This window comes from Citrobacter tructae, assembly GCF_004684345.1.
Lineage (GTDB): Bacteria > Pseudomonadota > Gammaproteobacteria > Enterobacterales > Enterobacteriaceae > Citrobacter > Citrobacter tructae.
The window spans coordinates 343,105-368,303 of record NZ_CP038469.1; the positions used below are offsets into that span (position 1 = coordinate 343,105).

Here is a 25,199-nt window from a genome sequence, read left to right on the forward strand (position 1 = left end):
CTTAACATTATTTCTTCCTGAATCGAGCCAGCAGAAGTTGCTGAAAAGTGCGCTAAAGATGGAAAAAAAACGCAGTCGGTACCAGGCTTAATGCTGCCCGCAACAAAGCGGGTCAGGACAATCCACATTCCGGTTTCAAATCGGAAATTACGGGAGCATAGCTATGACTGATATTGCGCAGTTGCTTGGCAAAGATGCCGACAACCTTTTACAGCATCGTTGTATGACCATTCCTTCTGACCAACTTTACCTGCCTGGACATGATTACGTCGATCGCGTGATGGTGGATAACAACCGTCCGCCAGCCGTGCTGCGTAATATGCAGACGCTGTATAACACGGGCCGACTGGCCGGGACAGGTTATCTGTCGATTCTACCGGTGGATCAGGGCGTGGAGCACTCCGCTGGGGCATCGTTTGCTGCTAACCCGCTGTACTTTGACCCGAAGAATATCGTGGAACTGGCTATCGAAGCAGGGTGTAACTGCGTGGCATCGACCTATGGTGTGCTGGCTTCTGTCTCCCGCCGTTACGCACACCGCATTCCGTTCCTTGTGAAGATTAACCACAATGAAACGCTGAGCTACCCCAATACATTTGACCAGACGTTGTATGCCAGTGTAGAACAGGCGTTCAATATGGGCGCAGTTGCGGTAGGGGCAACCATCTATTTCGGTTCAGAGGAATCCCGTCGCCAGATTGAAGAGATTTCTGCCGCGTTCGAGCGAGCCCATGAATTGGGTATGGTCACCGTGCTGTGGGCGTATCTGCGTAACTCCGCGTTTAAAAAAGATGGCGTGGATTACCATGTTTCCGCCGATCTTACCGGGCAAGCTAACCATCTGGCGGCCACTATCGGAGCGGATATCGTTAAGCAGAAAATGGCGGAAAATAACGGTGGGTATAAAGCGGTTAATTTTGGCTACACCGACGATCGCGTTTACAGCAAGCTGACCAGCGACAACCCAATTGACCTGGTACGTTATCAACTGGCGAACTGCTATATGGGGCGCGCCGGGTTAATTAACTCTGGCGGGGCGGCTGGCGGCGAAACCGATCTTAGCGATGCAGTACGTACGGCGGTCATAAATAAACGTGCGGGCGGCATGGGGCTGATTCTTGGACGCAAAGCATTCAAGAAAACCATGGCCGACGGCGTTAAGCTGATTAACGCCGTGCAGGATGTTTATCTGGACAGCAAAGTCACCATTGCCTGATTCCAGTTAGTGGACGCCGTGTTAGCGCAGTAGCGGACAACCCGGCGGCAGTCTGCAACGTAGCGCCGCGGGCAGGATTTCAATATGAAACTCTTGTCCGCTGAGCGGTTCACCATCGAGATTAAAGGTAATTTCGTGCGGTGCGCGGATATCAAACCACGATGATGCGCCTTCAATGATGTTAGGGTTGCCTTCGGATTGTGTTAATGCCGAAAGCAGCCCTGGCAGCAGCTCTTCGCCGGTAAATATACGTAGTTGCAGCAGACCGTCGTTGATCAGCGCCGTCGGGCAAAGCTGTTGCCCACCTCCGGCCTGACGACCATTACCGATGCCGATCACCAGTGCTTTACCCTGCCAGTGAAAATCTTCCCCGCGAATGTCGCAGATGTCGGGCTTGAGAGTATCCATGCGCATTAAACCGTGAATAAAGTACGATACGCCACCTAACGCGGCCTTGAGTTTTTCTGGCGTCTCGGTAGTGATGCGTGTGCCGAAGCCGCCGGTCGCCATGTTGATAAAACAGGTTTTATCGTTGACCTGCACCATATCGATCTCTGTCGCATTTGCGGCGATAGCCAGCTTTAACGCCTTATCAATGTCGTCGGGTATACCAACGCTGGTGGCAAAGTCATTCGCCGTTCCCAACGGTAAAATCCCAAGCGCAGGAATATTGCCGCCCTGCGATTGGATCAGTGCCGTCGAGACTTCGTTGATGGTGCCGTCGCCGCCGCCGGCAATGACCGTTGCAACGCCCAACTGGCGGGCTTCGTCAACGTAGCGGCGGGCATCACCTTTTTCCCAGGTGACGCGCACGTGGATTTCCACACCCTCATCGCGCAGCAGAGCAATCGCCTCGCGCAGGGGAAGATTATCAGCACTTTTTCCATTGAGGATCAGTAAGCTGGCAGGGAATGCTATCATCCTATGGCCTCACTTTTATCGTTTTAACAAGTGTATGCCAGGAATGCGTTTGTGGCGTAAGAACTGACTGAAAGCACGGGCGCTAAACGTAAAAAAGCCGCGATTAGCGGCTTTTCAGACAGGGCAGGGATTACTGCGGGAACCACTGGTCGCTGATTTTTTGGTACGTGCCGTCAGTTTTGATGGCAGCCAGCGCGCTATTCAGTTTTTCCAACAGAGCTTTGTTATCCGGGCGAACGGCAATGCCAAGACCGGTGCCGAAGTATTGCGGATCGGTGACTTTGTCCGTTGCCACGCCTAATTGCGGGTTGGTTTTCAGCCACTCGTTAACGACGGCGGTATCGCCAAATACGCCATCAATACGGCCATTTTTCAGGTCGATAATCGCATTCTGATAGCTGTCGTAGGCCACGGTTTTTACTTCAGGATGTTTGTCTTGCAGGTATTTCTGGTGCGTGGTGCCGTTTTCCATCCCAATGCGTTTACCTTTCAGATCGGCAAAAGTTTTATAGGTGTCTTTTTTCGCAATCACCAGCGCGGAGTTGGCATAGTAAGGCTGAGTAAATGCCACCTGTTTGCTACGCTCAGGCGTGATGTCCATTCCGGAAATCACCGCATCATATTTTTTGAATTTCAGCGCGGGGATCAGGCTGTCGAAAGCGTGATTAGTAAAAGTACAGTCAGCCTGCATTTGTTTGCACAGCGCCGTTGCCAGGTCGATGTCAAAACCGACAATTTTATTGCTGGCGTCAAGCGATTCAAATGGCGGGTAAGTTGCTGATACACCGAAATTAATTTTATCAGCAGCTGAGGCGCCAGCGGCGAAAGTAGCCAGTAATGCGGCCAGGACTAACTTTTTCATGGTAGAACTCCCGTCTGTCAATCTTATGATTATTTACCGTGTCTGCGGCGTGGATTAACAATGCCAGTTAATGAATTTATATGCAATAAAAACGATTAATTATTTTTAGTTAAATAAAAAAAGGCGGACAGCCCAGAGACATGCCCGCCTTTAATAATCTAATTTATGCAACTACTGACTTAATTCCGATGTTCAAACGCCAGCGCTTTACGCTCGATTAAGCGCATCATCAACGTCAGCAGCCCGTTAACAATCAGATAAATCACGCCCGCCGCGCCGAAGACCATAACGTCATAGGTACGACCATACAACAGTTGGCTGTAACCCATGACTTCCATCAGCGTGATGGTGTAGGCGAGAGAGGTACTTTTAAACACCAGCACCACTTCATTGGAATACGAGGAGAGGGCACGTTTAAAGGCGTACGGCAGCAAAATGGCCAGTGTGTCTTTTTTGCTCATCCCCAGCGCACCACAGGATTGCCACTGACCTTCCGGGATCGCGCGGATAGCACCGTAGAACAGCTGCGTGGTATACGCGGCACTGTTTAGCGACAGTGCAATCAAGGCGCACAGCCACGGTTCGGACAGCAAATGCCAGAGTACTGGATACTCCTGCAACGCCGGAAACTGCCCTGGCCCATAGTAGATCAGGAAGATTTGCACCAGCAGCGGCGTACCGGTAAATAGTGTGATATAGGCGCGCACCACCCACACCAGCACCGGCGTTTTCAGCGTCAGGATGACGGTGAAAATCAGCGCCATGATCAGCGCAACTACGATGGAGGCGACCGTCAGCGTCAGACTGGTATGCAGCCCTTTCATCAATTCAGGTAAATACTCAAGCATCAGCCCGGCCTCCGCTCAAAACGTGTCGCGCGCAGGTCAATGCGTTTGAGAATGTACTGACTCACCAGCGTAATCACCAGGTAAATAGCCGCTGCCACGATGTACCAGGTAAACGGTTCCTGGGTACGCGTAGCAATGCTTTTAGTTTGCAGCATCAGATCGTTGACGCTGATAAGGCTTACCAGCGCGGTATCTTTCAGGAGAACCAGCCACTGGTTGCCCAGCCCTGGCAGAGCATGGCGCCACATTTGCGGCATTACCAGGCGAAAGAAGATCGCGGTTTTGGACAAACCCAGCGCCTGACCCGATTCCCATTGCCCGAGCGGAACGGCTTTCAGCGCGCCGCGCAGCGTTTGCGATGCATAGGCGGCATAGAGCAATGACAGCGCGATAACCCCGCACAGGAACGGGCTGACGTCGAAGTTTTCGATCTGCATCTGTACTGGGATCTGCACAAACCCAAGATTTACCGTAAACCCGTCCGCCAGCGTCAGCAGCAGCTGTGAGGAACCGAAATAGATAAACAGAACTACCAGAATTTCTGGTAGTCCGCGCAGGAGTGTGACCAGAGCCGAGCCTGTCCATGCCACCAGACGCCATTTTGCAGACTCCCAGACGGCAAAAAACATGGCGAGTGCCAGGCCAATGATCAGCGCACAAACGGCAAGGCCGACGGTCATCCCGGCGGCGCTTGCTAAAGGAAAAAATTCATTCATCTAATATTACTTCTGGAACCATTTGTTATAGATGGTTTCGTACGTCCCATCTTTCTTCACTTTTTCCAGCGCAGCGTTAAATTTCTGCTGCAGCTCGGTATTGCCCTGGCGCACTGCGATGCCTAGACCGGTACCGAAGTAATCTTTATCCGTCACTTTGTCGCCAACTGCGTCCAGTTTTGGATTGTCTTTCAGCCATTCAGTCACCACTGCGGTATCACCAAAGACGCCATCAATACGGCCATTCTGCAGGTCGAGCTTGGCATTCTGGTAGCTGTCATACGGGACGGTGGTGACTTCCGGATGTTTATCCATGATGAATTTCTGGTGCGTGGTACCGTTTTGTACGCCGACTTTCTTGCCTTTCAGCTGGTCAATGCTGGTGTATTTACCTTTTTGACCCACAAACAGCGCGGAGTTGTCGTAGTAAGGCGTGGTGAACAGCACCTGCTTTTCACGTTCCGGCGTGATGTCCATACCGGCCATCACCGCGTCGAAACGACGGAATTTCAGGCTGGGGATCAGACTGTCGAAGGCCTGGTTGGTGAACGTACAGGTGGCGTCGATCTCTTTACACAGCGCATTCGCCAGATCAACGTCAAAACCCACGATGTTGTTATTGGCATCGATGGATTCAAACGGAGGATAAGACGCTTCGGTTGCGAAACGAACGGTTTGGGCTGCGGTAGCGGAAAGGCTAAAACCTGCGATTAGCGCGGCAATCAGAACTTTTTTCATTGTACTGTCCCGAATCTTAGTGAGAAAGATAGTTTTTAAACGCTTCGGTTTGCGGGTTGGCAAAGCAGCTCGCATCCCCAAACTCGACGATATGACCGTTTTCCATATACACCACACGACTGGCCGTTTTACGAGCCACTTCCACTTCGTGGGTGACGATCACCTGAGTAATGTTGGTTTCTGCCAGCTCACGGATGATGCTGACGATTTGCGCGGTAATTTCTGGGTCAAGCGCGGCGGTCGGTTCATCAAACAGCAGCACTTGCGGTTCCATCATCAACGCGCGGGCAATGGCTACGCGCTGTTGTTGACCACCAGAGAGATGCAGTGGGTAGCGATCGCTGTAGGGCTTCAGACGCAGACGTTCCAGCAGCTTCTCGGCGCGCGTCAGCGCCTGATTTTTTGTCAGACCCAGCACGCGGCAGGGGGCTTCGATCAGGTTCTGTTGCACCGTAAGATGCGGCCAAAGATTGTATTGCTGAAAGACCATGCCCACGTTTTGACGCAGCTCACGAATGGCCTTATCGGAAGGTGTTTTCGTGAAGTCGAAACGGTTACCGGCAATAGAGAGCGTGCCCGAACGCGGCATCTCAAGCAGGTTGAGTACGCGCAGTAGCGAGCTTTTCCCGGCCCCACTAGGGCCAAGTAACACCAGTGTTTCGCCCTGAGGGCAATCCAGCGTGATATCGAACAGCGCCTGATGTGCGCCGTAGAAGCAGTTAATGCCGTTTAATTGAATACTCATTGACACTCGTATACTGGCAGTCTGATAGCTATTGAAGCCGCAGATACTACCTTTGACAGAATAGTTATGCAATATTTATGCGTTAAAAGTTAAATGCAAACCGCATTCTTATCTAAACATAGCACAAAATAGCGAGGTCACCAGTGGACAAGGATAATTGTCGGCATTCTATGCAGAATGCCAGACAATTTATGGGGGTTATAACGTAACTGATTGAATAAATGGGGTTAACGATTTTCGACAGACTGGCGCAGCGTCCCGGCTGGCGCGTGCACGCTGCCTCCCAGGTAACGGACATCGTCCACGACCCAACATTGACCTTCATGGATCATCAGCACTTCATCACGCCAGGTCTGAGTACCCTGTTTCAACTCCACGCGCAGCGGAATATTGCGTGCATCACTATTTGGAATCGTTGATGCGCTGGCTACGCTGGCGCTATCCGGTAACGTGGCGCGGCTGGAGAAGGGATCGCTGTTAAACAGCTCGCGGTGAGCGTTATCACGGCTGGCATCGGTCAGCAATTTTGCCAGATTGTCGCTTAAGTACGGACGCAGGGCGGTGATGTCGTTGTTACGATGTTGAATGCGGTAATCATAGAACTGTTGAGCCACGCTGTCCGGCCCGCCTTCCACGCAGGCGCCGCTACGCGTGCCGTTGTCTTTATAGGCCGGGGTGACGGTGGTACAGGCGCTGAGAAGAAGTGCACATGGGACCAGCAGAGAGAGTTTCGAGTAGCGCATAATGATTTCCTTATAAGCTTTCTACTATTAGTGTTCTACGATGAACAATTATATCCTTTCAATGATTGTATAATCGATTAACACATTGTTTATCTGACATAAATTTGCAGACTTCACCTTTCAGGACGTCTATGGGTTCTTACTGCTAACCTCGGTTAAGTATATCAAACCGCGACGCGGTGTTGTCGCCAACGATGCTCCATATAGTGTATAGACCATCTAAGTATTTGCATGCCCCATTTGAGATGATAAGTGGGGTGGAACAGACGGTGGCTGTAGGCACAAGTGTGCCGCGAGGGATAACCTTTTCGGGATTGCCACCTGACGGCTTTCAATGCAGACTTCCTCTACTTGTTCAGCGGGAGCGGTTAGCGGACTAAAAATGACGCTATTCATATATAATGGCTGTCAGGGTATCCGGATGGCTAAAATAAAAGTTGATTAATCTCTATGTCCATGCGTTAATAGCTAAGTCGGTTTCAAGAACAGACGATTTACAAAGTAGTTTACTCAAGCAGTTCTCATTTTCAGGTTTATCCAATTATCCCTTCTTTGAGTCTCTCCGCTAAGCACTAAGTCGATTCTGTAATAAAACCAAAAAATATGCCGGAAGGCTCAAGTTAAGGAATAAAATATATGTCTAATAAAATGACTGGTTTAGTTAAGTGGTTCAATCCTGAGAAAGGTTTTGGATTCATCACCCCGAAAGATGGTAGTAAAGATGTGTTTGTACATTTCTCTGCTATCCAAAGTAACGACTTTAAAACGCTGAATGAAAATCAGGAAGTCGAATTTAGTGTAGAGCAGGGACCTAAAGGCCCATCTGCTGTTAATGTTGTGGCGCTCTAAGGTAACTATCATTAATAACAATATTCACTTTCGTTGCCCATGTTGCCATGGTTCGCAGTACAGAACATCGAGCTTCGATGTTACTGACGGAAATCCTTTTGGCGCGAAATGTATTTTTTGCAAATCTAAAATGATTACATTTGATAATATTGCAATGTACATTCGCTCTGGCCAAACGCCACTGGATTTCAGAAAATAATTCTTTAAGGCTCCTGTAAGGGGCCTTTTTTAACGATTGAACTGGTGACTCGGCCTTCTTTTGTGTAATGTGTAAGCATGCTTTGTGTGACTAGTGACCAGTCATGCCTGGGTTATTGAATCTTTCTATTGTATGGTTTATATATATCAAAGGTTATACAGATAATTCTATCTACTGGCGCGTTGATGCCGTTACAGACCAGAAGAGGTGAAAAGTGGACGTCGAAAAGTTAAAAACTAAAACAGAAGCTGATATATCTGAATTTATCACAAAGAAAATACTTGAGCTCAAAAAAAAGACAGGGAAAGAAGTTTCCGATATTCAGTTTATCGCTCGTGAGAAAATGACTGGGCTTGAAAGTTATGATATTAAAATTAAATTGATCTAATTTTCAAACGCAATCCAATATGAGTTAAAGCATCACCATACAGTTACAGTAGAGGTGATGCTTTTTTGTTTCTGTGATCATATTTGGAAAGATGGCTGTACTGTTGTAGGTAGATTTTTTTTGCATTCAATGTGTGTTTGAGAAGTCTGTTTCTATTGCCATAAATGGAATGGCTAACCAATAATCGTGATTTCAAGACGCTTCATGAGTAATGAAGCTAGATAGCTGTTTGGCTTGATGCCTTCAAATTAATTCCCCCGAACATCAAAAAACGAGTTCAGCAAGGCGTTGATGGAATTCAAAGAGTACTCATCTGAACGTTATGCAACATGCTGAAAAATAATATGCTTCTGTACATACTTCGGTCATTTTGAAAATTATACAATCAGAACCTTTCAATGCTAGCGTATCGGTTCGATAATACTTTTAAGACAGCAATCTTAGTGCAATCAGGAGATGAACCATGCAGTTTTCGACCACCCCTACGCTGGAAGGGCAGAACATCGTGGAATACTGCGGTGTGGTAACCGGTGAGGCGATTTTAGGCGCCAATATTTTCCGCGATTTTTTTGCCGGTATTCGCGACATTGTCGGCGGTCGCTCCGGCGCGTATGAAAAAGAGCTGCGCAAAGCGCGTGAGATTGCTTTCCAGGAGCTCGGTGAACAGGCGAAAGCGCTGGGAGCGGATGCGGTCGTTGGTATCGATATTGATTACGAAACCGTGGGCAAAGACAGTAGCATGCTGATGGTGAGCGTCAGCGGTACTGCGGTGAAAACTCGCCGATGAAACGTTTGTTATGTCTGCTGGCGTTTACGCTGTTATTGGCAGGATGTGCGGGTGAGAAAGGTATTGTTGATAAAGACGGGTATCAGTTGGATACCCGCCGTCAGGCTCAGGCGGCCTATCCACGCATTAAAGTGCTGGTTATTCACTACACGGCCGATGATTTTGACTCTTCTCTGGCAACGTTGACCGATAAAAACGTCAGTTCGCACTATCTGATCCCAGCTGTGCCGCCGCGCTACCACGGAAAACCGCGTATCTGGCAACTGGTCCCGGAAAAAGATTTGGCCTGGCATGCGGGGATTAGCTTCTGGCGCGGTGCCACCCGTATTAACGATACTTCGATTGGCATTGAGCTGGAAAACCGTGGCTGGCAGAAATCGGCGGGCGTTAAATATTTTGCGCCATTTGAACCGACGCAGATCCAAGCGTTGATCCCATTGGCGAAGGATATTATTGCTCGCTACGACATCAAGGCGCAAAACGTGGTGGCTCACGCGGATGTTGCGCCGCAGCGCAAAGATGATCCCGGCCCGCTGTTTCCCTGGCGTGAACTGGCGGCACAGGGCATTGGTGCCTGGCCAGATGCGCAACGCGTTGCGTTTTATCTCGGTGCGCGCGCGCCCCATACGCAGGTAGATACCGCAGCGTTGCTTGATCTGCTGTCGCGCTATGGCTACGAAGTGAAGCCGGAAATGACGCCGCGCGAACAGCAGCGGGTGATTATGGCGTTCCAGATGCACTTCCGCCCGGCGTTGTGGAACGGCGTGGCGGATGCAGAAACTCAAGCAATTGCCGAAGCGTTACTGGAGAAATACGGGCAGGATTAACGCGGTAGCTTACCGTGGTCGCGCAGCCAGGCCGCGGTACGCTCAATCCCTTCATCCAGCGTCACTATCGGCTGATAGCCCAGCTCTTCTTGGGCACGGGTGGTATCCAGCGTAAAGTCAAAATTGAGCTTCGACACGCCGTAGTGCGTGAGTTTGGGCTCTTTCGCCGATTTATTACCCAGACGCTCCATACTGCGGGCAATCATGTCGAGCATCGGATAGGGAACAGAGCGGATGCGGCAATCAATATTGAGCTCGTCAATTAGCTTCTGCACGATGCTGCGTAGGGTGCGATGTTCGCCGTTAGTGATGTTATACACGCGGCCTGACGGCAGATTGTCACAGGCTTCCTGACTTGCCAGCCACATCGCGTGAATCGCATTTTCATAATAGGTCATATCTACCATCGCACTCCCGCCGTGTGGGAGCAGGACGCTGCCGTAGTGGTACATCATGTGCGCCAGGCGGGGAATGAAAACCTTATCGTGCGGGCCGAACAAACTTTGCGGGCGTAGAACCGTAAACCGGGTCTGCGGGTTAGCCTGGGCTAACAGCGCAACCACGTCTTCGCCGGCTGCCTTACTGCGGGCGAATTCGTTGGCGAAGCGGTGTGGACGAAAATCCTCTTTGATATCGCGATGATGGTGATAATCAAAATAGAGCGACGGGGAGGAGATATGAATAAAGTTACGCACGCCCCAGGCAACCGCCCATTCACCCAGACGGCGGGTGGCCCGGACGTTCGCCAGGTCAAAGGCTTCCTGAGTTCCCCACGGCGAAGTAAAACTGGAACAGTGCCACAGCGTGTCGATGCCTGCGAGCATTACTTTCGCCTGCGAAGAGACCAGCTCGGTCAAATCCGCATGCACAAATTCTGCACCCATTTTCTCCAGCAGCTTACCCATCGCTTCATTGCGACCGGTGGCTCTGACGCTGATGCCTTTCTTGCGTAAAAACTCAACCGCATTTCGGCCTAAGCCGCTGGTGGCTCCGGTAACCAGTACCTTCATATCAATCCGCTGTGTTTAATAGAACTTCACGCGCATTCTTCCGTGAAATACGCCTGTATGCAATGGGAAACATGAAAGAATACAGTCTCTTTTTGTCTTTAGTCTGTGATTTGTTCTGCAAGTTTGGCGATACGCTTTGCCATCCCTCTGAAAATAAACAGGTGCGCTGGGATCATCAGTAGCCAGTAGAACAGGCCGGGCATGCCGTGCGGGTGCCACCAGGCGCGCACGTCTATGCGTCGGTGATCGCCTTTATCTTCCAGGGTAAAACTCAGACGACCGAGTCCAGGAGCCTTCATGCCAAATAACAGCGTCAGCTGCTTTTCCGGCTCGACGATAATGACCTTCCAGCTATCCACCGTATCGCCGACCTGTAAAATCGGGCGCTCTGGCCGACCTTTTGCCAGCTTATGCCCTACCAGCAGGTCCATTGCTGCGCGCGTTTTCCACAGAATATTGCCAAAGAAATAGCCTTCTTTGCCGCCGAGACGATTCACTACCTGCCATAAAGACTTCAGGCTGGCGGAGGTATCGACGCTGAATCCGGCCTGTTTGGCGAAATAGCCATATTCCGGTCGCCAGCGGGCAAATGCCTGCGCGTCGTAACCCCATTCGCTTGAGTCGACCAATTTTTCTTCTTCCTTGAGCGTGCTGCGTACCGCATCGTCAAAGGCGATGAGCTTTTGGGGTATCAATGCCTTCAGTTCAGTGTCATCGGCCAGCAGGTCGTGTTTCAGGCCCTGTATCAGCGCTTTTGCGGTGGTGGGGGGAACCGAGGTGATCACATTTAAAAACCACACTGAAATCCAGCGGGTCGGAAAAGGGATTGGGATGAGCAGGCGATGCTTGCCGCTGACCGCCATAAAATGTTCGAACTGTTCCTGGTAGCTTAATACCTGCGGGCCTGCCGCTTCGAGTACGCGATGGCTGCTTGCCGGATGTTCCAGCAGAGCAACTAAATAATGCAGCAAGTTCTCCAGCGCGATAGGCGTGGTGCGCGAACGCACCCAGCGCGGTGGGGTCAACACTGGCAGGTTGTAGACCATATCACGCATCACCTCAAAGGCCGCAGAGCCAGCCCCGACGATAATGCCCGCCCGTAACTCCGTGACCGGTACGCCAGATTCACGCAGCGTGTCTGCCGTTATCTGACGTGCGCGCAGGTGATCGGACTGTTCATGTTTGGGGGCTTGCAATGAGCTCAGGAAAATCAGCTGTTTGACTGGCGTATTGCGTAGCGCATCGCGGACATTCAGCGCCACCTGACGTTCGTGGGCGATAAAATCACCCCCTTCGCCCATCCCGTGCACCAGATAATAGACCGTATCAACACCCGTCAGCAGTGGCGTCAGGTTATCTGGCCAGTTTAAATCGACCTTATAGCAACAGACACCAGGCAGTTGCTGTTTATCTAGTCGTTCAATGCGACGTGCCGCAGCCAGGACCTGATGCCCTCGCTGGCTGAGCGCCTGTACCAGATGTTGTCCAATGTAACCACTGGCACCAAGTACCAAAATCCGTTGCGGCACGCTTGTCTCCTTAGCGATTTAAGAATGCGCGCCAGTGGGCGGCGACTTCAGCAAGTTGTTCACGCGAGACGTCCAGATGCATCACCAGACGCACAATCGGCGAGGCGTTAATCAGGACGTCTTTAGACTTCATGTACTCGCCCAGCGCGGCGGCGTGTTCTTCACCCACTCGGACAAACAGCATATTGGTGTCGTGACGCATAACGTCAGCACCCGCTTCACGCAGTTGCTCCGCCATCCAGGCGGCGTTGTCGTGGTCCTCCTGTAAACGCGCCACGTTATTTTTTAACGCATACAGCCCGGCTGCCGCCAGAATACCAGCCTGACGCATTCCACCGCCGGTCATTTTACGCCAACGAATGGCGCGTTTGATGTAATCATGGCTACCGACCAACAGTGAGCCGACCGGCGTCCCCAGCCCTTTGGAGAGACAAATGGTGAACGAGTCGCAGTATTGCGTGACATCTTTTAACTCACAGCCATAGGCGACGATGGCGTTAAAAATACGTGCGCCGTCGACGTGCAGGGCCAGATTACGCTCACGGGTGAATTCCCAGGCCTCTTTCAGATACTCGCGCGGCAGCACTTTACCGTTATGGGTATTTTCCAGACTGAGCAGGCGGGTACGGGCAAAGTGGATATCGTCGGCTTTGATTTTTGCAGCCACTTTGTCCAGCGGCAGAGAACCATCCGGCGCGGCATCGATAGGCTGCGGCTGAATGCTGCCGAGCACCGCTGCGCCACCGGCTTCGTACAAATAGTTATGTGCCCCCTGACCTGCGATGTACTCTTCGCCGCGCTGACAATGGCTGAGCAGTGCCACCAGATTCGCCTGGGTGCCGGTAGGTAAGAAAATAGCCGCTTCTTTGCCAGAAAGCTCAGCGGCATACTGCTGAAGGGTGTTGACGGTAGGGTCGTCGCCGTACACATCGTCCCCGACCGGGGCGGCCATCATTTCTTCGAGCATGGCGCGACTTGGTCGGGTGACAGTATCACTGCGTAAATCAATCACGGGCATTCCTTGGTAAGTGAGGTAATGCCCTCTGTTTTACCTTAGCCAGTTAGTTTTCGCCAGTTCGATCACCTCATCCCCGCGTCCGCTGATGATGGCACGCAGCATATACAGGCTGAAACCCTTCGCCTGCTCGAGTTTAATTTGCGGTGGAATGGCAAGCTCTTCTTTCGCTACCACCACGTCGACCAGTACCGGACCATCAATCGACATAGCCCTTTGTAGCGCTTCATCAACCTCTGAGGATTTCTCTACGCGAATGCCCGTAATGCCACAGGCTTCGGCAATCCGCGCGAAGTTGGTGTCGTGTAGTTCTGTCCCGTCGGTCAGATACCCTCCGGCCTTCATCTCCATCGCCACAAAGCCCAGCACGCTGTTATTGAATACGATGATTTTTACCGGCAGCTTCATTTGCACAACCGACAGAAAATCGCCCATCAGCATACTGAAGCCACCGTCACCGCACATGGCGACGACCTGGCGTCCCGGTTCGGTCGCTTGTGCGCCGAGCGCCTGCGGCATAGCATTGGCCATCGACCCATGGTTAAACGATCCGAGCAGGCGGCGTTTGCCGTTCATTTTCAGATAGCGTGCGGCCCACACAGTCGGCGTGCCGACATCGCAGGTAAAGATCGCGTCGTCGGCGGCGAAATGACTGATCTGCTGTGCCAGATACTGCGGGTGAATGGCTTTATCGCTGGGTTTGGCTAAATCATCCAGCCCTTTGCGTGCATCACGGTAGTGTCCCAGCGCTTTGTCGAGAAACGTCCGGTCAGTTTTTTCTTCCACCAGCGGCAGCAGGGCGCGGAGTGTGGATTTAATATCGCCTACCAGCGCCATATCAACTTTACTGTGCGCACCAATGCTCGCGGGGTTGATATCAATCTGAATAATCTTGGCGTCGGTGGGGTAGAACGGGCGATAGGGGAATTGGGTGCCGAGTAAAACCAGTGTGTCGGCATTCATCATGGTATGGAATCCGGATGAAAAGCCAATCAGCCCGGTCATGCCCACGTCGTACGGGTTGTCGTACTCAACATGTTCTTTGCCACGCAGAGCGTGCACAATCGGTGCTTTGATTTTAGCCGCAAACTCAACCAGCTCTTTATGCGCACCGGCGCAGCCGCTGCCACACATCAGGGCGATATTGCTGGAGTAGCGCAACAGTTGCGCCAGTTTTCTCAGTTCTTCTTCTTCCGGGGTGACCACCGGGAGCGGCGCATGATACCAGTGCGTACTGGCGCTTTCCGGTGCAGCTTTCAGCGCAACGTCGCCCGGCAATACCACTACGGAAACACCCCGATTTAGTATCGCTTTACGCATGGCAATTGCCAGCACCTGCGGGATCTGTTCAGGGCTGGAAACCAGCTCGCAATAGTGGCTACATTCGCGGAACAACTCTTGCGGGTGGGTCTCCTGAAAATAGCCGCTGCCAATTTCACTGGAGGGGATGTGTGCGGCAATCGCCAGCACCGGGACGTGGTTGCGGTGACAATCAAACAGGCCGTTGATCAGGTGCAGGTTTCCTGGTCCGCATGAGCCGGCACAAACAGCCAGTTCGCCCGTCAACTGCGCTTCAGCGCCTGCGGCGAAGGCAGCAACCTCTTCATGACGGGTTGGCATCCAGTCAATCGTTCCCATACGATTCAGACTATCACTGAGACCATTCAGTGAGTCTCCCGTTACGCCCCAAATACGTTTCACGCCAGCTTGTTCAAGGGTTTTAGCAATAAAAGCGGCAACCGTTTGTTTCATGGTTTTCCATCTCCTTTAATGTGATACCGGTTACAAGTTTAGATGAAGATAATAGTTATGCTTCTCATTCCCCCCTTATTTTCGGCAGCTTACATTTCACTAAGATAACGCGTAGCTTGACAGTGGTTATGGTAAAACAAGGAATAAATTCATATGGTTACGAATCTATTAAATGCAGTGAATCGCGTATTGGCGCATGAGGATTTTGGCAAGTTTTTGTTACGCCTTGCTGTTGGGGGGCTGATGCTGTTTCATGGCCTGCATAAACTGTTCGCCGGGATTGACGGCATCAGCGGCATGCTGATAGCGAAAGGTTTTCCAGGTTTTATCGCTTACGGCGTTTTGCTCGGAGAGGTGCTGGCGCCATGCCTGATTATTCTCGGTATTCTGACGCGCCCGGCCGCGTTAGGGCTGGCATTTACGATGGTTGTCGCGTGGCTGATGGTCGGGATGGGAGAAACCTGGGCGCTGGATAAAACCGGTGCATGGGCGATTGAAAGCCTGGTGTATTTCTTTATCGGCGCACTGGCTGTGGCGTTTTTAGGCGCGGGGAAATATGCGTTGGGCGGTCATTCGGCCTGGCGGTAGTTTGCCATCGGGCTATCATACGGAGGCGAGAGCGCGTAATATTTTTGCTCGCCTCCCAATAAAAGAAGGTTACTCGTCAATATCGTTATTGCCCCACAGTTTCCGCCGACGAGCCACCTTGCCTTGCGTCAACGCGTTTGCCATGGCCGCGCCGATTTCAGCGCTGACCACTAATCCCTGAATAAAAGGACGGTCGTGCATTAACCACGGCAGCCCGCCAAAGGCGATACGACCGCAGGCATCTTTTGGCGCACGTAGCGTGTAATCTTCGCCAATATCCGGGATCTCATCGCCACAGGCGAGGAGCTGATGACGCAAGCTGGGGAAGGGGATATCTTTGCTTTTCAATGCCTTCTGCCCTCTGGCATCAATAAATACATCAAATTCACGGCGTTGACTGTCGTGGTAGATAATCGTTTTATCCTGTTCATTTTTGCGTTGGTAATCTGAGCCCAGCGCCAGGATTTCGATCAGCCCAACGTCGCGCAGCGCCAGTAACCGACGAATGGATTCCGAAGGGATCGCCGCGTAGTTATCGATAAATACGCGCCCTAGCCCACGCTTAAAGCGTTCTTTGTCAGAATCGTCAAGATGGGACACGACCTGTTCGATAACCTCGTGTAGTCGCAGTAGGGTATAGCGCCACGCGACGGTGTGTTGTTTGCGCTTATTGCGTTCGACTTCCAGCAGGTTGCGCTCCGCCCAATCAAATGGATCGTGCTGTATCCTGTCTGCAAAGTAGATGTCGGAAAACGTATCTGCCGTCAGCGTCTCAAGTGCGACTTGCTGGCTCCACTGCGGTGCCGCGTTTTGCAGTTGTTTTACGATAAGCCGGAAGAGACGATCCAATAATCCTTGTTGACCTTGTGCAATGATGTGTTCGATCGCCTGTTCGGTGGTGATATTTAGAGGTTCATAAGGAAGAGGACAATAAAAATCAGCCTCCGGCAGCACACCGGTGCGCGACATTAGGGTCAATTTTAGGTTTTGGCTATCAGGTTTGCGCGTAAAATAGAGGGTGTTGTCAGTATGGGTGGTGAAGGTACCATGCTGGCTGGCCACTGCAACCGCTGCGTCGATTGCGCTTAATGAGGTTCCCAGTATGCCCACTCTACAGGCGTTAATCTGTGCGTCCATCAGACCGGTCCACGGGCTTGGGAAAAACTCCCGTGGTGAGTCGTTGTTTTCAGGCCACAGATGACCCGTGGCGATAACGGTGAAATCCACCTCTACGGGCTGCGTCGCGTGGTTGATCCACAACGTGACACCATTCGGATCCGCTCGAAGATCGGTGACTTCACTTGATTCATGAACGGAGACCTCGAAGCCAGATCCTCGAGCCTTACCAACAATGGCTAAGAAGCGATCACGATAATAGTCGCCGAGGATCACGCGGGGTAAAAATTGCCGTTCATGCAAAGACGTGCGTTCAATACCAAATTGCGTCAGATAGTCATCGCTTTGGTTCTGTAGCCACGTCAGGTAGGTTATATAAATCGGTGGGATCTCAATGCTGGCAATATTCGCAAGCATATGGTCTGTATTATTGTTGCTGTTGTAAGGCATACCTACGCCCGCTTCTTTAGCTCGCTCGTAGAGCTTTACTGCCAGCGGTTCGCCTCGTTCAACTAGGGCATGAAACGTATAGATTCCAGTGGGGCCGATGCCGACGATGGCCACTTTTTTCATGAGGATCCTTATTTTGCACGCTCGATGTTGTGGTCCGGATTTTTGATAAGTTGACGAAGAATAAGTGTGGTCGATAAATCGCTGGGGGGAGAGTTTATTTCGGTGAAGCAAAAAAAAGGCCGCCCAGTATAACCAGGCAGCCTTTTCACATTAGGGGTTGAACAACTTACGCCAGCACCAGATCACCCTGCGGATGACAGGAGCAGGCCAGTACATAACCTTCAGCAATTTCCGCCTCGGTCAGCGTCATGGTGCTGTCGACCGTGTAGTTACCGTCAACCACTTTGGTTTTGCAGCAGCCGCAAACGCCCGCACGACATGCGGCGACAACCGGTACTTTATTGCTTTCCAGCGCTTCCAGCAGCGTACTGCCCACCGGCGCATAAAACTCTTTCGCCGGCTGCAGTTTGGTGAACTTCAGACCGCTGGTGGCAGCTTCGGCAACCGGGGTGAAGAACTGCTCTTTGAAGAAGCGCGTCACGCCCAGCGCTTTGACTTCTTTCTCGACCAGATCCATATAAGGTGCCGGGCCACAGGTCATTACGGTACGCGAGGTCAGGTCAGGTACGCTTTTCAGCAGGTCGGTGGTCAGTCGGCCAGAAACAAAACCATGGGTAGCGTTGTTTTCAGCGACTAATGTCACCGGATATTCACGCCATTCGTCGGCAAAAATGACATCTTCCGGTGAACGCACGCTAAAGATCACCTGCACATCGGCCTCTGGACGGTACTTCGCCAACCAGCGACGCATCGACATGATTGGCGTCACGCCACAGCCGGCAGCCAGCATCAGGAACTTATCTTCCGCTTTATCTTCACAGGTAAATTCACCCATGGCATCGGACAGCCAGATATAATCGCCGCGTTTCACGTCGCGGGTCAGCCACTGTGAACCTGCGCCATCGTCAATCCGGCGGATGGTCAGCGTGATGTATTCGCTAACGCCCGGCGTTGAAGAAAGGGTGTAAGCTCGCAGCGTATCCGCTGAGTTACGTACGCTGACCAGTGCATACTGCCCGGCGCGGTACGGATAATAGTCGTGGCATAGCAACGAAATTGTCCATACATCCGGCGTTTCCTGATGGATGTGATGAACCTGCATCCGCCATGGGCACTGAGGGGTTGGCATTGTCATTCTTTACTCCTTACGCGCTCAACAACTGCTTCATGTCTTCTTCAACGGTGGTCACGGAACGCAGACCGAATTTCTCGTTGAGGACAGCCAGCAGATCTGGCGTGAAGAAGCCCGGTGCAGTCGGTCCGGTGACGATGTTTTTCACGCCCAGTGACAGCAGGGTCAGCAGAATAACAATCGCTTTCTGTTCGAACCAGGAGAGTACCAGTGACAGCGGCAGGTCGTTCACGCCACAGCCCAGTTTCTCCGCCAGGGTAACTGCCAGGATGATGGCAGAGTAAGCATCGTTACACTGACCGGCATCAACCAGACGCGGCAGACCTTCGATATCACCGAAATCCAGTTTGTTGAAACGGTACTTACCGCAGGCCAGAGTCAGGATCAGGCAGTCGTCAGGTACGCTGGTGGCGAAGTCGGTGAAGTAGTTACGTTCACCGCGAGCACCATCGCAGCCGCCAACCAGGAAGATGTGGCGCAGTTTTTCGCGGCTCACCAGGTCGATCAGCGTATCAGCGGCACCCAGCAGTGTCTGGCGACCGAAACCAACGGTGATCAGGTGCGGAATTTCGCTATACGGGAATCCCGCCATTTGTTGTGCCTGGGCAATAACCGGACCAAAGTTGTCGCCTTCGAGGTGGCTCACACCCGGCCAACCGACGATGCTACGCGTCCAGATACGGTCGTCGTATGCGCCAACGGTTGGGTCGATGATGCAGTTAGAGGTCATCACTATCGGTCCCGGGAAGCGAGCGAACTCAACCTGCTGGTTCTGCCAGCCGCTGCCGTAGTTACCGATCAAGTGTTTGAATTTACGCAGTTCTGGATATCCGTGCGCCGGCAGCATTTCACCGTGGGTATAGACGTTCACGCCGGTACCTTCGGTCTGCTCCAGCAGGTTGTACAGATCTTTCAGGTCGTGACCAGAGATCAGGATGCATTTGCCTTCGGTCGCTTTAACGTTGACCTGAGTCGGCGTTGGGTGACCGTATTTGGTGGTTTCACCGGCATCAAGAATACTCATTACTTTGAAGTTCATCTGGCCGATTTCCATAGAGCACTCCAGCAGAGCGTTCATATCGGAAGGCCAGGTACCCAGCCACGCCATAATTTTGTGGTACTGCGCGTAGATATCGTTGTCGTACTGACCGAGAACGTGTGCGTGCTCCATATAAGCTGCCGCACCTTTCAGGCCGTACAGGCACAGCAGACGCAGGCCGAGAATGTTCTCGCCGATGGTCGCTTTGTCTTTGTTAGGGGTAAATTCAGCTGCTTGACGCTGCAGGTCGCCCAAATCGTTGCTCACCAGTTGCAGGTCAGCCATTGGGTTATCAACCGTTGCGCTGGCGTCAATGTTCAGACACTGCGCTTTCAGGGCGTCACGCATAGCGATAGCTTCACGGGCATAGCCGACAATACGCGGAGAGTCGAAGTTAACGTTGGTCAGGGTAGAGAAGAATGCGCGCGGGGCAAAGTTATCAATTTCATGATCGATGATACCGTATTCACGCGCTTTAACGGCCCATGCAGACAGACCTTGTAGAGAAGCAATCAGCAGATCCTGCAGATCGGAGGTTTCCGCTGTTTTACCGCACATACCCTGCGCGTAAGAGCAGCCGTTCCCTGCCGGAGTACGGATGGTTTGTTCACATTGCACACAAAACATGGTCACACCTTTTAAAGTTATATTTAATATACATGTTTAAGATTATGCCTGCGCGCGAAGGGATTAAAGGGATTTCTTCTACAACTTACAGGGAGATTGATTTAGCGCAATTTTGGCGGTAGATGACTACCGCCAGAGAGGTATGTATCGGTGTGTCAGGCGGAGAAAAAGGCCATCAACAGAGGCACTAACAGACTCAGAATAAAGCCGTGAACGATGGCTGCAGGTACCATTTCCAGACCGCCGCTGCGTTGTAAAACGGGCAGGGTGAAATCCATTGAGGTGGCGCCACAGAGTCCTAATGCGGTGGAGCGGCTGCGACCCACTAAACCCGGGATCAACATAATGGCGACCAGTTCGCGGGCCAGATCGTTAAAGAAAGCCGCGCTACCAATTACTGGCCCGAATGATTCGGTCAACAGAATGCCGGACAGGGAATACCAGCCAAAACCTGAAGCCATCGCCAGTGCGGTTTTCAGCGGCAGACCAAGGATTAGCGCATTGATCACGCCAGCCAGCATTGAGCTTGCCACCACCACGACGGCAACAATCATCCCCCGGCGGTTCAGCACAATCTGTTTTAAGGTCATGCCGCTGTTGCGCAGTTGAATACCCACCAGGAACAATAAAAAGATCAGCGTATATTCGCTGGCTTCAGTGGCGTGTTGTAAGAATGAAATCCCCGTGAGGCCGAGCAGGAAACCCAGCACGACAACGCCGCAGAGTTGTAACGACTCCAGCGCCATGGCAATGCGTGACGGGAGTTTCTCCTGCCGGTGGTTGTGCCGCCAGGGAAGCGAACGCTCGAGCCACAGCAGTGCGGCAATATTACACAGCAGAATGACCGTCACGCTGACGGCAGAATAATGCAGTATGGATAGCAGATTACTGGCGAGATTATCCAGAAACGCCAGGCTGATGCCCATAAAAAAGAGAATAAGGTAAACGATCCAGCTCAACAGGCGATTGATGAGTTTTAAGGCGGCCCTGTGCCGAAGCGGAATAAGATAGCCCACAATAAGTGGAACCAGAATGATTAACAGCCCTGAAAACATGAAAACCCCGGTCCTTGCTGAGAAGTAATACGAAATGCGCCAGCACACACTACTCAATGCAAAGAAGGGAGTAAAGTTGCAAATAAAAGGAAATAAAGCGGGGGAAGGAAAGACCTGATAAAAAATCAGGTCTTTTTTGTTATCGATTAATCACGTTTTTCGAGCAGCGTTCGATAAATAAGGCCACCAAGGATCCCGCCGATAATCGGCATGACCCAGAACAGCCACAGTTGTTGTAACGCCCAACCACCCTGGAAGAGGGCAACTGCGGTGCTACGCGCCGGGTTTACGGAAGTGTTAGTGACCGGAATACTGATCAGGTGAATCAGCGTCAGTGCGAGACCAATAGCAATCGGCGCAAAACCTGCTGGTGCATGTTTATCAGTTGCACCGTGGATCACTAATAAGAAACCTGCGGTCAGCACAATTTCAATAACAATGGCAGAAAGCATGGAATAACCGCCTGGTGAATGTTCACCATAGCCATTTGATGCAAAACCACTGGCTGTTGCGTCAAAACCTGCTTTACCGCTGGCGATCAAATATAATACTGCTGCCGCGACAATCCCGCCGATAACCTGAGCGATAACATAGCCAATAACGTCTTTAGCCGGGAAGCGACCGCCAGCCCATAAGCCGAATGTCACTGCCGGGTTAAAATGGCCTCCGGAAATATGACCAACGGCGAATGCCATGGTCAATACCGTCAGACCGAATGCCAATGCGACACCGGCAAAGCCAATCCCTAACTCCGGGAATGCTGCGGCCAGCACGGCACTCCCACAGCCACCAAAAACAAGCCAAAACGTGCCGAAGAATTCAGCTGCTAATTTCCTGAACATAACCACCTCAATTAAAAGTTCCGGGTTCGTTTACCTGATCCGGTATTTCATCGCTAAAAGGGACGATGATTAAAGAGCGTGTATTTTAGAAAAAAATCTCATCTCTTTGCTACTTAAATTAATAAGAAAATTTGATTTAAGGCAATATGACGTGAATCCTTTTTGGCATTCTGATAAATAACGCAGAGTTTAATTAGCGGAAAGCAAATGGTTGTCCGTTGTGATTATATCCGGTGTAAATTTTAAGAAGAATATTCCTAGTTTTTTTGTCACAGTTTTACGTCTGTGCGATCGCGGGTATTCTGCGCGGCGGGTTGCCGCTATACTCCTGATAACTTGAAGGAAAAAGTTAGCATTTCCGGAGGCTATATGATTCTCGAACGCGTTGAGATTGTTGGGTTTCGTGGTATTAATCGGCTGTCGTTGATGCTGGAGCAGAACAACGTGCTGATTGGGGAGAACGCGTGGGGTAAGTCCAGCCTGCTGGATGCGCTAACCCTGCTGCTGTCACCGGAATCGGACTTGTATCATTTTGACCGCGAAGACTTCTGGTTCCCGCCGGGCGATATTCAGGGCCGGGAACATCATCTGCATATTATCCTCACCTTTCGTGAATCTCAGCCGGGTCGTCATCGGGTACGCCGCTATCGCCCGTTGGAAGCCTGCTGGTCGCCGTGCCACGATGACTACCACCGTATTTTTTATCGACTGGAAGGCGAGTGTGCGGATGACGGTAGCGTTCTGACGCTGCGCAGTTTCCTCGATGGTGAAGGTCGTCCGCTAGCGCTCGACAATATTAACGATCTGGCGCGTCACCTTGTCCGTCTCATGCCGGTGCTACGTCTGCGCGATGCACGTTTTATGCGACGGATCCGTAATGGAACGATGCCGGACACGGCGGAGGTTGAAGTGACGGCCCGCCAGCTGGATTTCCTGGCGCGAGAGCTGGCGACCCGTCCGCAAAATCTGACAGATGGGCAGATTCGCCAGGGACTATCGGCGATGGTACAACTGCTGGAACACTACTTTTCTGAGCAGGGTTCCAGTCAGTCCCGCTATCGTCTGATGCGACGGCGCTCCAATAACGAGCAACGTAGCTGGCGCTATCTGGACATAATTAACCGTATGATTGATAAGCCCGGAGGACGCACACACCGTGTGATTCTGTTGGGACTATTTTCAACGTTGCTACAGGCTAAAGGTACGCTAAGACTGGACAAAGACGCCCGTCCTTTGTTGCTGGTGGAAGATCCCGAAACGCGTTTACACCCTATTATGCTGTCAGTTGCCTGGCAACTGCTGAACCTGTTGCCTCTGCAACGTGTGGCGACCACCAACTCGGGTGAATTGCTGTCACTTACGCCCGTTGAGCATGTCGTTCGTTTGGTGCGCGAATCTTCCCGTGTCGCCGCATGGCGGTTAGGCCCGGGTGGTCTGAGCCCAGAGGACGGGCGACGCATCGCCTTTCATATTCGTTTCAATCGGGCATCGTCGTTGTTTGCCCGTTGCTGGCTGCTAGTGGAAGGTGAAACAGAAACCTGGGTAATTAACGAACTGGCCCGCCAGTGTGGACATCACTTTGATGCCGAAGGAATTAAAGTCATTGAATTCGCCCAGTCCGGTCTTAAACCGCTGGTGAAATTCGCTCGGCGGATGGGAATCGAGTGGCATGTGCTGGTCGATGGCGATGAGGCCGGTAAAAAGTACGCGGCCACGGTGCGTGGTTTGTTGAATAACGATCGCGAGGAAGAACGCGAGCATTTAACCATGCTGCCCGCGCTGGATATGGAACACTTCATGTACCGGCAGGGGTTCTCTGATGTTTTTCACCGGGTGGCGCAAATCCCGGAAAACGTGCCGATGAATATGCGTAAAATCATCTCGAAAGCGATTCATCGCTCTTCAAAACCCGATCTGGCGATTGAAGTAGCGATGGAAGCTGGGCGGCGTGGCGTCGATGCCGTTCCCACCCTGCTGCGAAAAATGTTTTCGCGCGTGCTGTGGCTGGCACGCGGACGCGCTGATTAGTGGCGGAACATCAGCGACAACTGTGCGTGGATAGTGTCCAGTAACTGATAGCGGCGGCGATATTCAGCACGCTTCTTACTGGCAATATCCACCTCGCTTTTTCGCGCCAGCGTGCGCGGAATATGATAATACCCGTGGCTGTCGCATTCGCCGCCAACCGACTCCCAAAAAGCATTATAGTCGGAAAGAATAACCTTGTTTTTATCATGGTAACGCGGGCCGCGAAAGATATGCTGTTCATTACTGACAGCCATAACGTGTTCGATATTCAACTGTTCTGCTAAACGGCAAATGGTTTCCATCACAATACGTTTCGGGAAAATTCCGTGACAAGACTTTGTTGCTTTCTGTATTGCCTCGTGAGGGAGTTGTGAATTTCCCTGTACGCCGCCAATAAAAATCGTACTTTTCCCATTATATTCGCAGAACGTAAATGTCATTTTAGTCAGCACGTCTCCGGCGCCATTGCGCACCAGAATGGTACTTTCTCCTTCTTTATCCAGTACGGGGAACATCATCATGGTGACGGTAAATATTTCGCCATCTTTGCCCTCAATTTGCGCCAGCTGTAAGCCGTCATTGCTTAACAGAGCGTTAAATTCGGCAGGTAAGAATGCGTGGCGGATGACATGATAGTGAAAACGTACGGCATCTAAGCGCATTTTACGATCGAAGTTTACGGCAAGGTAAGGACGGTGCAGGCGAACTGGCAGCCGGGGTTGACGGGCAAGCAGGTGTTCAAGATCCGGCCATTGCGCCAGTTCAGTCATCCATTCCTGGGTGAGACGAGGTATCAGTATTGAGCGCCAGATAAACTTACGGCGAAAACTCCGCTTATCCCAGCATTGTCCTGGCCGTAATTGACCGCGGCTCAGGCTGTAAAAAAGGCTAAAACTTGTGGCTGGTTTGGTAGAAAGAAAAGTGCTTTCAGTTAGTTGGCTCATAATATAAATCCGATTGATACCCTGGTACTAATTTCAGCACAGCGGATCTTAACCATTCATCAATAACTCTGTTATTCTTGGCGCTTTTCAACGGCTATTTATTTATCGTT

25 protein-coding genes are annotated in these 25,199 nt (G+C 51.6%); 8 read left to right on the forward strand and 17 right to left on the reverse strand.

The window, feature by feature from the left end:
* Positions 1 to 163 precede the first annotated feature (163 nt).
* Positions 164 to 1,216, forward strand: a complete 1,053-nt coding sequence (gene fbaB / locus E4Z61_RS02210; protein ID WP_016153672.1) for a class I fructose-bisphosphate aldolase — start codon at positions 164 to 166, stop codon at positions 1,214 to 1,216.
* Between the two features lie 21 nt (positions 1,217 to 1,237).
* Here the strand turns inward: fbaB and yegS are convergent, their stop codons facing one another.
* From yegS to E4Z61_RS02245, 7 genes are all read right to left on the reverse strand, one after another.
* Positions 1,238 to 2,137 (reverse strand): lipid kinase YegS, encoded by a 900-nt coding sequence (yegS, locus tag E4Z61_RS02215; protein ID WP_135321335.1) that lies wholly within the window; start codon positions 2,135 to 2,137, stop codon positions 1,238 to 1,240.
* A 130-nt stretch (positions 2,138 to 2,267) separates the two neighbouring features.
* Positions 2,268 to 2,999, reverse strand: coding sequence for an arginine ABC transporter substrate-binding protein ArtJ (gene artJ, locus E4Z61_RS02220; RefSeq protein ID WP_135321336.1), 732 nt, complete (start codon positions 2,997 to 2,999; stop codon positions 2,268 to 2,270).
* A gap of 179 nt (positions 3,000 to 3,178) precedes the next feature.
* Positions 3,179 to 3,847: an arginine ABC transporter permease ArtM gene (gene artM, locus E4Z61_RS02225; protein WP_135321337.1), complete on the reverse strand. Its 669-nt coding sequence runs from the start codon at positions 3,845 to 3,847 to the stop codon at positions 3,179 to 3,181.
* The gene (artQ, locus tag E4Z61_RS02230; protein WP_135321338.1) at positions 3,847 to 4,563 is read right to left on the reverse strand and encodes an arginine ABC transporter permease ArtQ; all 717 of its coding nucleotides are present in this window, start codon (positions 4,561 to 4,563) and stop codon (positions 3,847 to 3,849) included. The genes artM and artQ overlap by 1 nt, the downstream gene beginning before the upstream one ends.
* A gap of 6 nt (positions 4,564 to 4,569) precedes the next feature.
* The gene (artI, locus tag E4Z61_RS02235; protein ID WP_135321339.1) at positions 4,570 to 5,301 is read right to left on the reverse strand and encodes an arginine ABC transporter substrate-binding protein ArtI; all 732 of its coding nucleotides are present in this window, start codon (positions 5,299 to 5,301) and stop codon (positions 4,570 to 4,572) included.
* A 16-nt stretch (positions 5,302 to 5,317) separates the two neighbouring features.
* A complete protein-coding gene (artP, locus tag E4Z61_RS02240) occupies positions 5,318 to 6,046 on the reverse strand; it encodes an arginine ABC transporter ATP-binding protein ArtP (protein WP_135321340.1) in 729 nt (242 codons plus the stop codon).
* Positions 6,047 to 6,273: 227 nt separating this feature from the next.
* The gene (locus E4Z61_RS02245; RefSeq protein ID WP_135321341.1) at positions 6,274 to 6,789 is read right to left on the reverse strand and encodes a lipoprotein; all 516 of its coding nucleotides are present in this window, start codon (positions 6,787 to 6,789) and stop codon (positions 6,274 to 6,276) included.
* Positions 6,790 to 7,425: 636 nt separating this feature from the next.
* On the opposite strand from E4Z61_RS02245, the gene cspG reads away from it, so the two are divergent.
* From cspG to E4Z61_RS02270, 5 genes are all read left to right on the forward strand, one after another.
* Complete coding sequence (cspG, locus tag E4Z61_RS02250; RefSeq protein ID WP_046479624.1) at positions 7,426 to 7,638, forward strand: cold shock protein CspG; 213 nt, start codon at positions 7,426 to 7,428, stop codon at positions 7,636 to 7,638.
* Complete coding sequence (gene ymcF / locus E4Z61_RS24005) at positions 7,622 to 7,837, forward strand: cold shock small protein YmcF (protein ID WP_135321342.1); 216 nt, start codon at positions 7,622 to 7,624, stop codon at positions 7,835 to 7,837. The genes cspG and ymcF overlap by 17 nt, the downstream gene beginning before the upstream one ends.
* A 214-nt stretch (positions 7,838 to 8,051) precedes the next feature.
* On the forward strand, positions 8,052 to 8,225 hold the full coding sequence (locus tag E4Z61_RS02260) for a GnsA/GnsB family addiction module toxin (protein ID WP_135321343.1): 174 nt from the start codon (positions 8,052 to 8,054) through the stop codon (positions 8,223 to 8,225).
* Between the two features lie 463 nt (positions 8,226 to 8,688).
* Positions 8,689 to 9,012 (forward strand): heavy metal-binding domain-containing protein, encoded by a 324-nt coding sequence (locus E4Z61_RS02265; RefSeq protein ID WP_135321344.1) that lies wholly within the window; start codon positions 8,689 to 8,691, stop codon positions 9,010 to 9,012.
* Positions 9,009 to 9,839 (forward strand): N-acetylmuramoyl-L-alanine amidase, encoded by an 831-nt coding sequence (locus E4Z61_RS02270; protein WP_135321345.1) that lies wholly within the window; start codon positions 9,009 to 9,011, stop codon positions 9,837 to 9,839. Before E4Z61_RS02265 ends, E4Z61_RS02270 begins: the two co-directional genes overlap by 4 nt.
* Here the strand turns inward: E4Z61_RS02270 and E4Z61_RS02275 are convergent.
* From E4Z61_RS02275 to poxB, 4 genes are all read right to left on the reverse strand, one after another.
* Complete coding sequence (locus E4Z61_RS02275; protein WP_135321346.1) at positions 9,836 to 10,849, reverse strand: NAD-dependent epimerase/dehydratase family protein; 1,014 nt, start codon at positions 10,847 to 10,849, stop codon at positions 9,836 to 9,838. The two genes, E4Z61_RS02270 and E4Z61_RS02275, sit on opposite strands and share 4 nt — an antisense overlap.
* 98 nt (positions 10,850 to 10,947) lie before the next feature.
* Positions 10,948 to 12,378 (reverse strand): SDR family oxidoreductase, encoded by a 1,431-nt coding sequence (locus E4Z61_RS02280; RefSeq protein WP_135321347.1) that lies wholly within the window; start codon positions 12,376 to 12,378, stop codon positions 10,948 to 10,950.
* Between the two features lie 10 nt (positions 12,379 to 12,388).
* A complete protein-coding gene (gene ltaE, locus E4Z61_RS02285; RefSeq protein ID WP_135321348.1) occupies positions 12,389 to 13,390 on the reverse strand; it encodes a low-specificity L-threonine aldolase in 1,002 nt (333 codons plus the stop codon).
* Between the two features lie 36 nt (positions 13,391 to 13,426).
* The gene (poxB, locus tag E4Z61_RS02290; RefSeq protein WP_135321349.1) at positions 13,427 to 15,145 is read right to left on the reverse strand and encodes a ubiquinone-dependent pyruvate dehydrogenase; all 1,719 of its coding nucleotides are present in this window, start codon (positions 15,143 to 15,145) and stop codon (positions 13,427 to 13,429) included.
* A gap of 153 nt (positions 15,146 to 15,298) precedes the next feature.
* On the opposite strand from poxB, the gene E4Z61_RS02295 reads away from it, so the two are divergent.
* Entirely contained in the window at positions 15,299 to 15,733 is a 435-nt protein-coding gene (locus E4Z61_RS02295; RefSeq protein WP_135321350.1) for a DoxX family protein, read from the forward strand.
* A 69-nt stretch (positions 15,734 to 15,802) separates the two neighbouring features.
* On the opposite strand, the gene E4Z61_RS02300 is transcribed toward E4Z61_RS02295, so the two are convergent.
* The 5 genes from E4Z61_RS02300 to aqpZ form a co-directional block, all read right to left on the reverse strand.
* A complete protein-coding gene (locus E4Z61_RS02300; RefSeq protein WP_135321351.1) occupies positions 15,803 to 17,422 on the reverse strand; it encodes an FAD-NAD(P)-binding protein in 1,620 nt (539 codons plus the stop codon).
* A 166-nt stretch (positions 17,423 to 17,588) separates the two neighbouring features.
* A complete protein-coding gene (hcr, locus tag E4Z61_RS02305) occupies positions 17,589 to 18,557 on the reverse strand; it encodes an NADH oxidoreductase (protein ID WP_135321352.1) in 969 nt (322 codons plus the stop codon).
* A 10-nt stretch (positions 18,558 to 18,567) separates the two neighbouring features.
* Entirely contained in the window at positions 18,568 to 20,220 is a 1,653-nt protein-coding gene (gene hcp, locus E4Z61_RS02310; protein ID WP_135321353.1) for a hydroxylamine reductase, read from the reverse strand.
* 155 nt (positions 20,221 to 20,375) lie between these two features.
* Positions 20,376 to 21,275, reverse strand: a complete 900-nt coding sequence (locus E4Z61_RS02315) for a LysO family transporter (RefSeq protein WP_135321354.1) — start codon at positions 21,273 to 21,275, stop codon at positions 20,376 to 20,378.
* Between the two features lie 146 nt (positions 21,276 to 21,421).
* Positions 21,422 to 22,117 carry an aquaporin Z gene (gene aqpZ / locus E4Z61_RS02320; RefSeq protein WP_135321355.1) on the reverse strand — a complete coding sequence of 232 codons (696 nt, stop codon included), beginning with the start codon at positions 22,115 to 22,117 and terminating at the stop codon, positions 21,422 to 21,424.
* 369 nt (positions 22,118 to 22,486) lie between these two features.
* Here aqpZ and E4Z61_RS02325 point away from each other — a divergent pair, with 369 nt between their 5' ends.
* Positions 22,487 to 24,145, forward strand: a complete 1,659-nt coding sequence (locus tag E4Z61_RS02325; RefSeq protein ID WP_135321356.1) for an ATP-dependent endonuclease — start codon at positions 22,487 to 22,489, stop codon at positions 24,143 to 24,145.
* On the opposite strand, the gene E4Z61_RS02330 is transcribed toward E4Z61_RS02325, so the two are convergent.
* Positions 24,142 to 25,089, reverse strand: coding sequence for a VirK/YbjX family protein (locus E4Z61_RS02330; protein ID WP_135321357.1), 948 nt, complete (start codon positions 25,087 to 25,089; stop codon positions 24,142 to 24,144). The two genes, E4Z61_RS02325 and E4Z61_RS02330, sit on opposite strands and share 4 nt — an antisense overlap.
* Between the last annotated feature and the right edge of the window lie 110 nt (positions 25,090 to 25,199).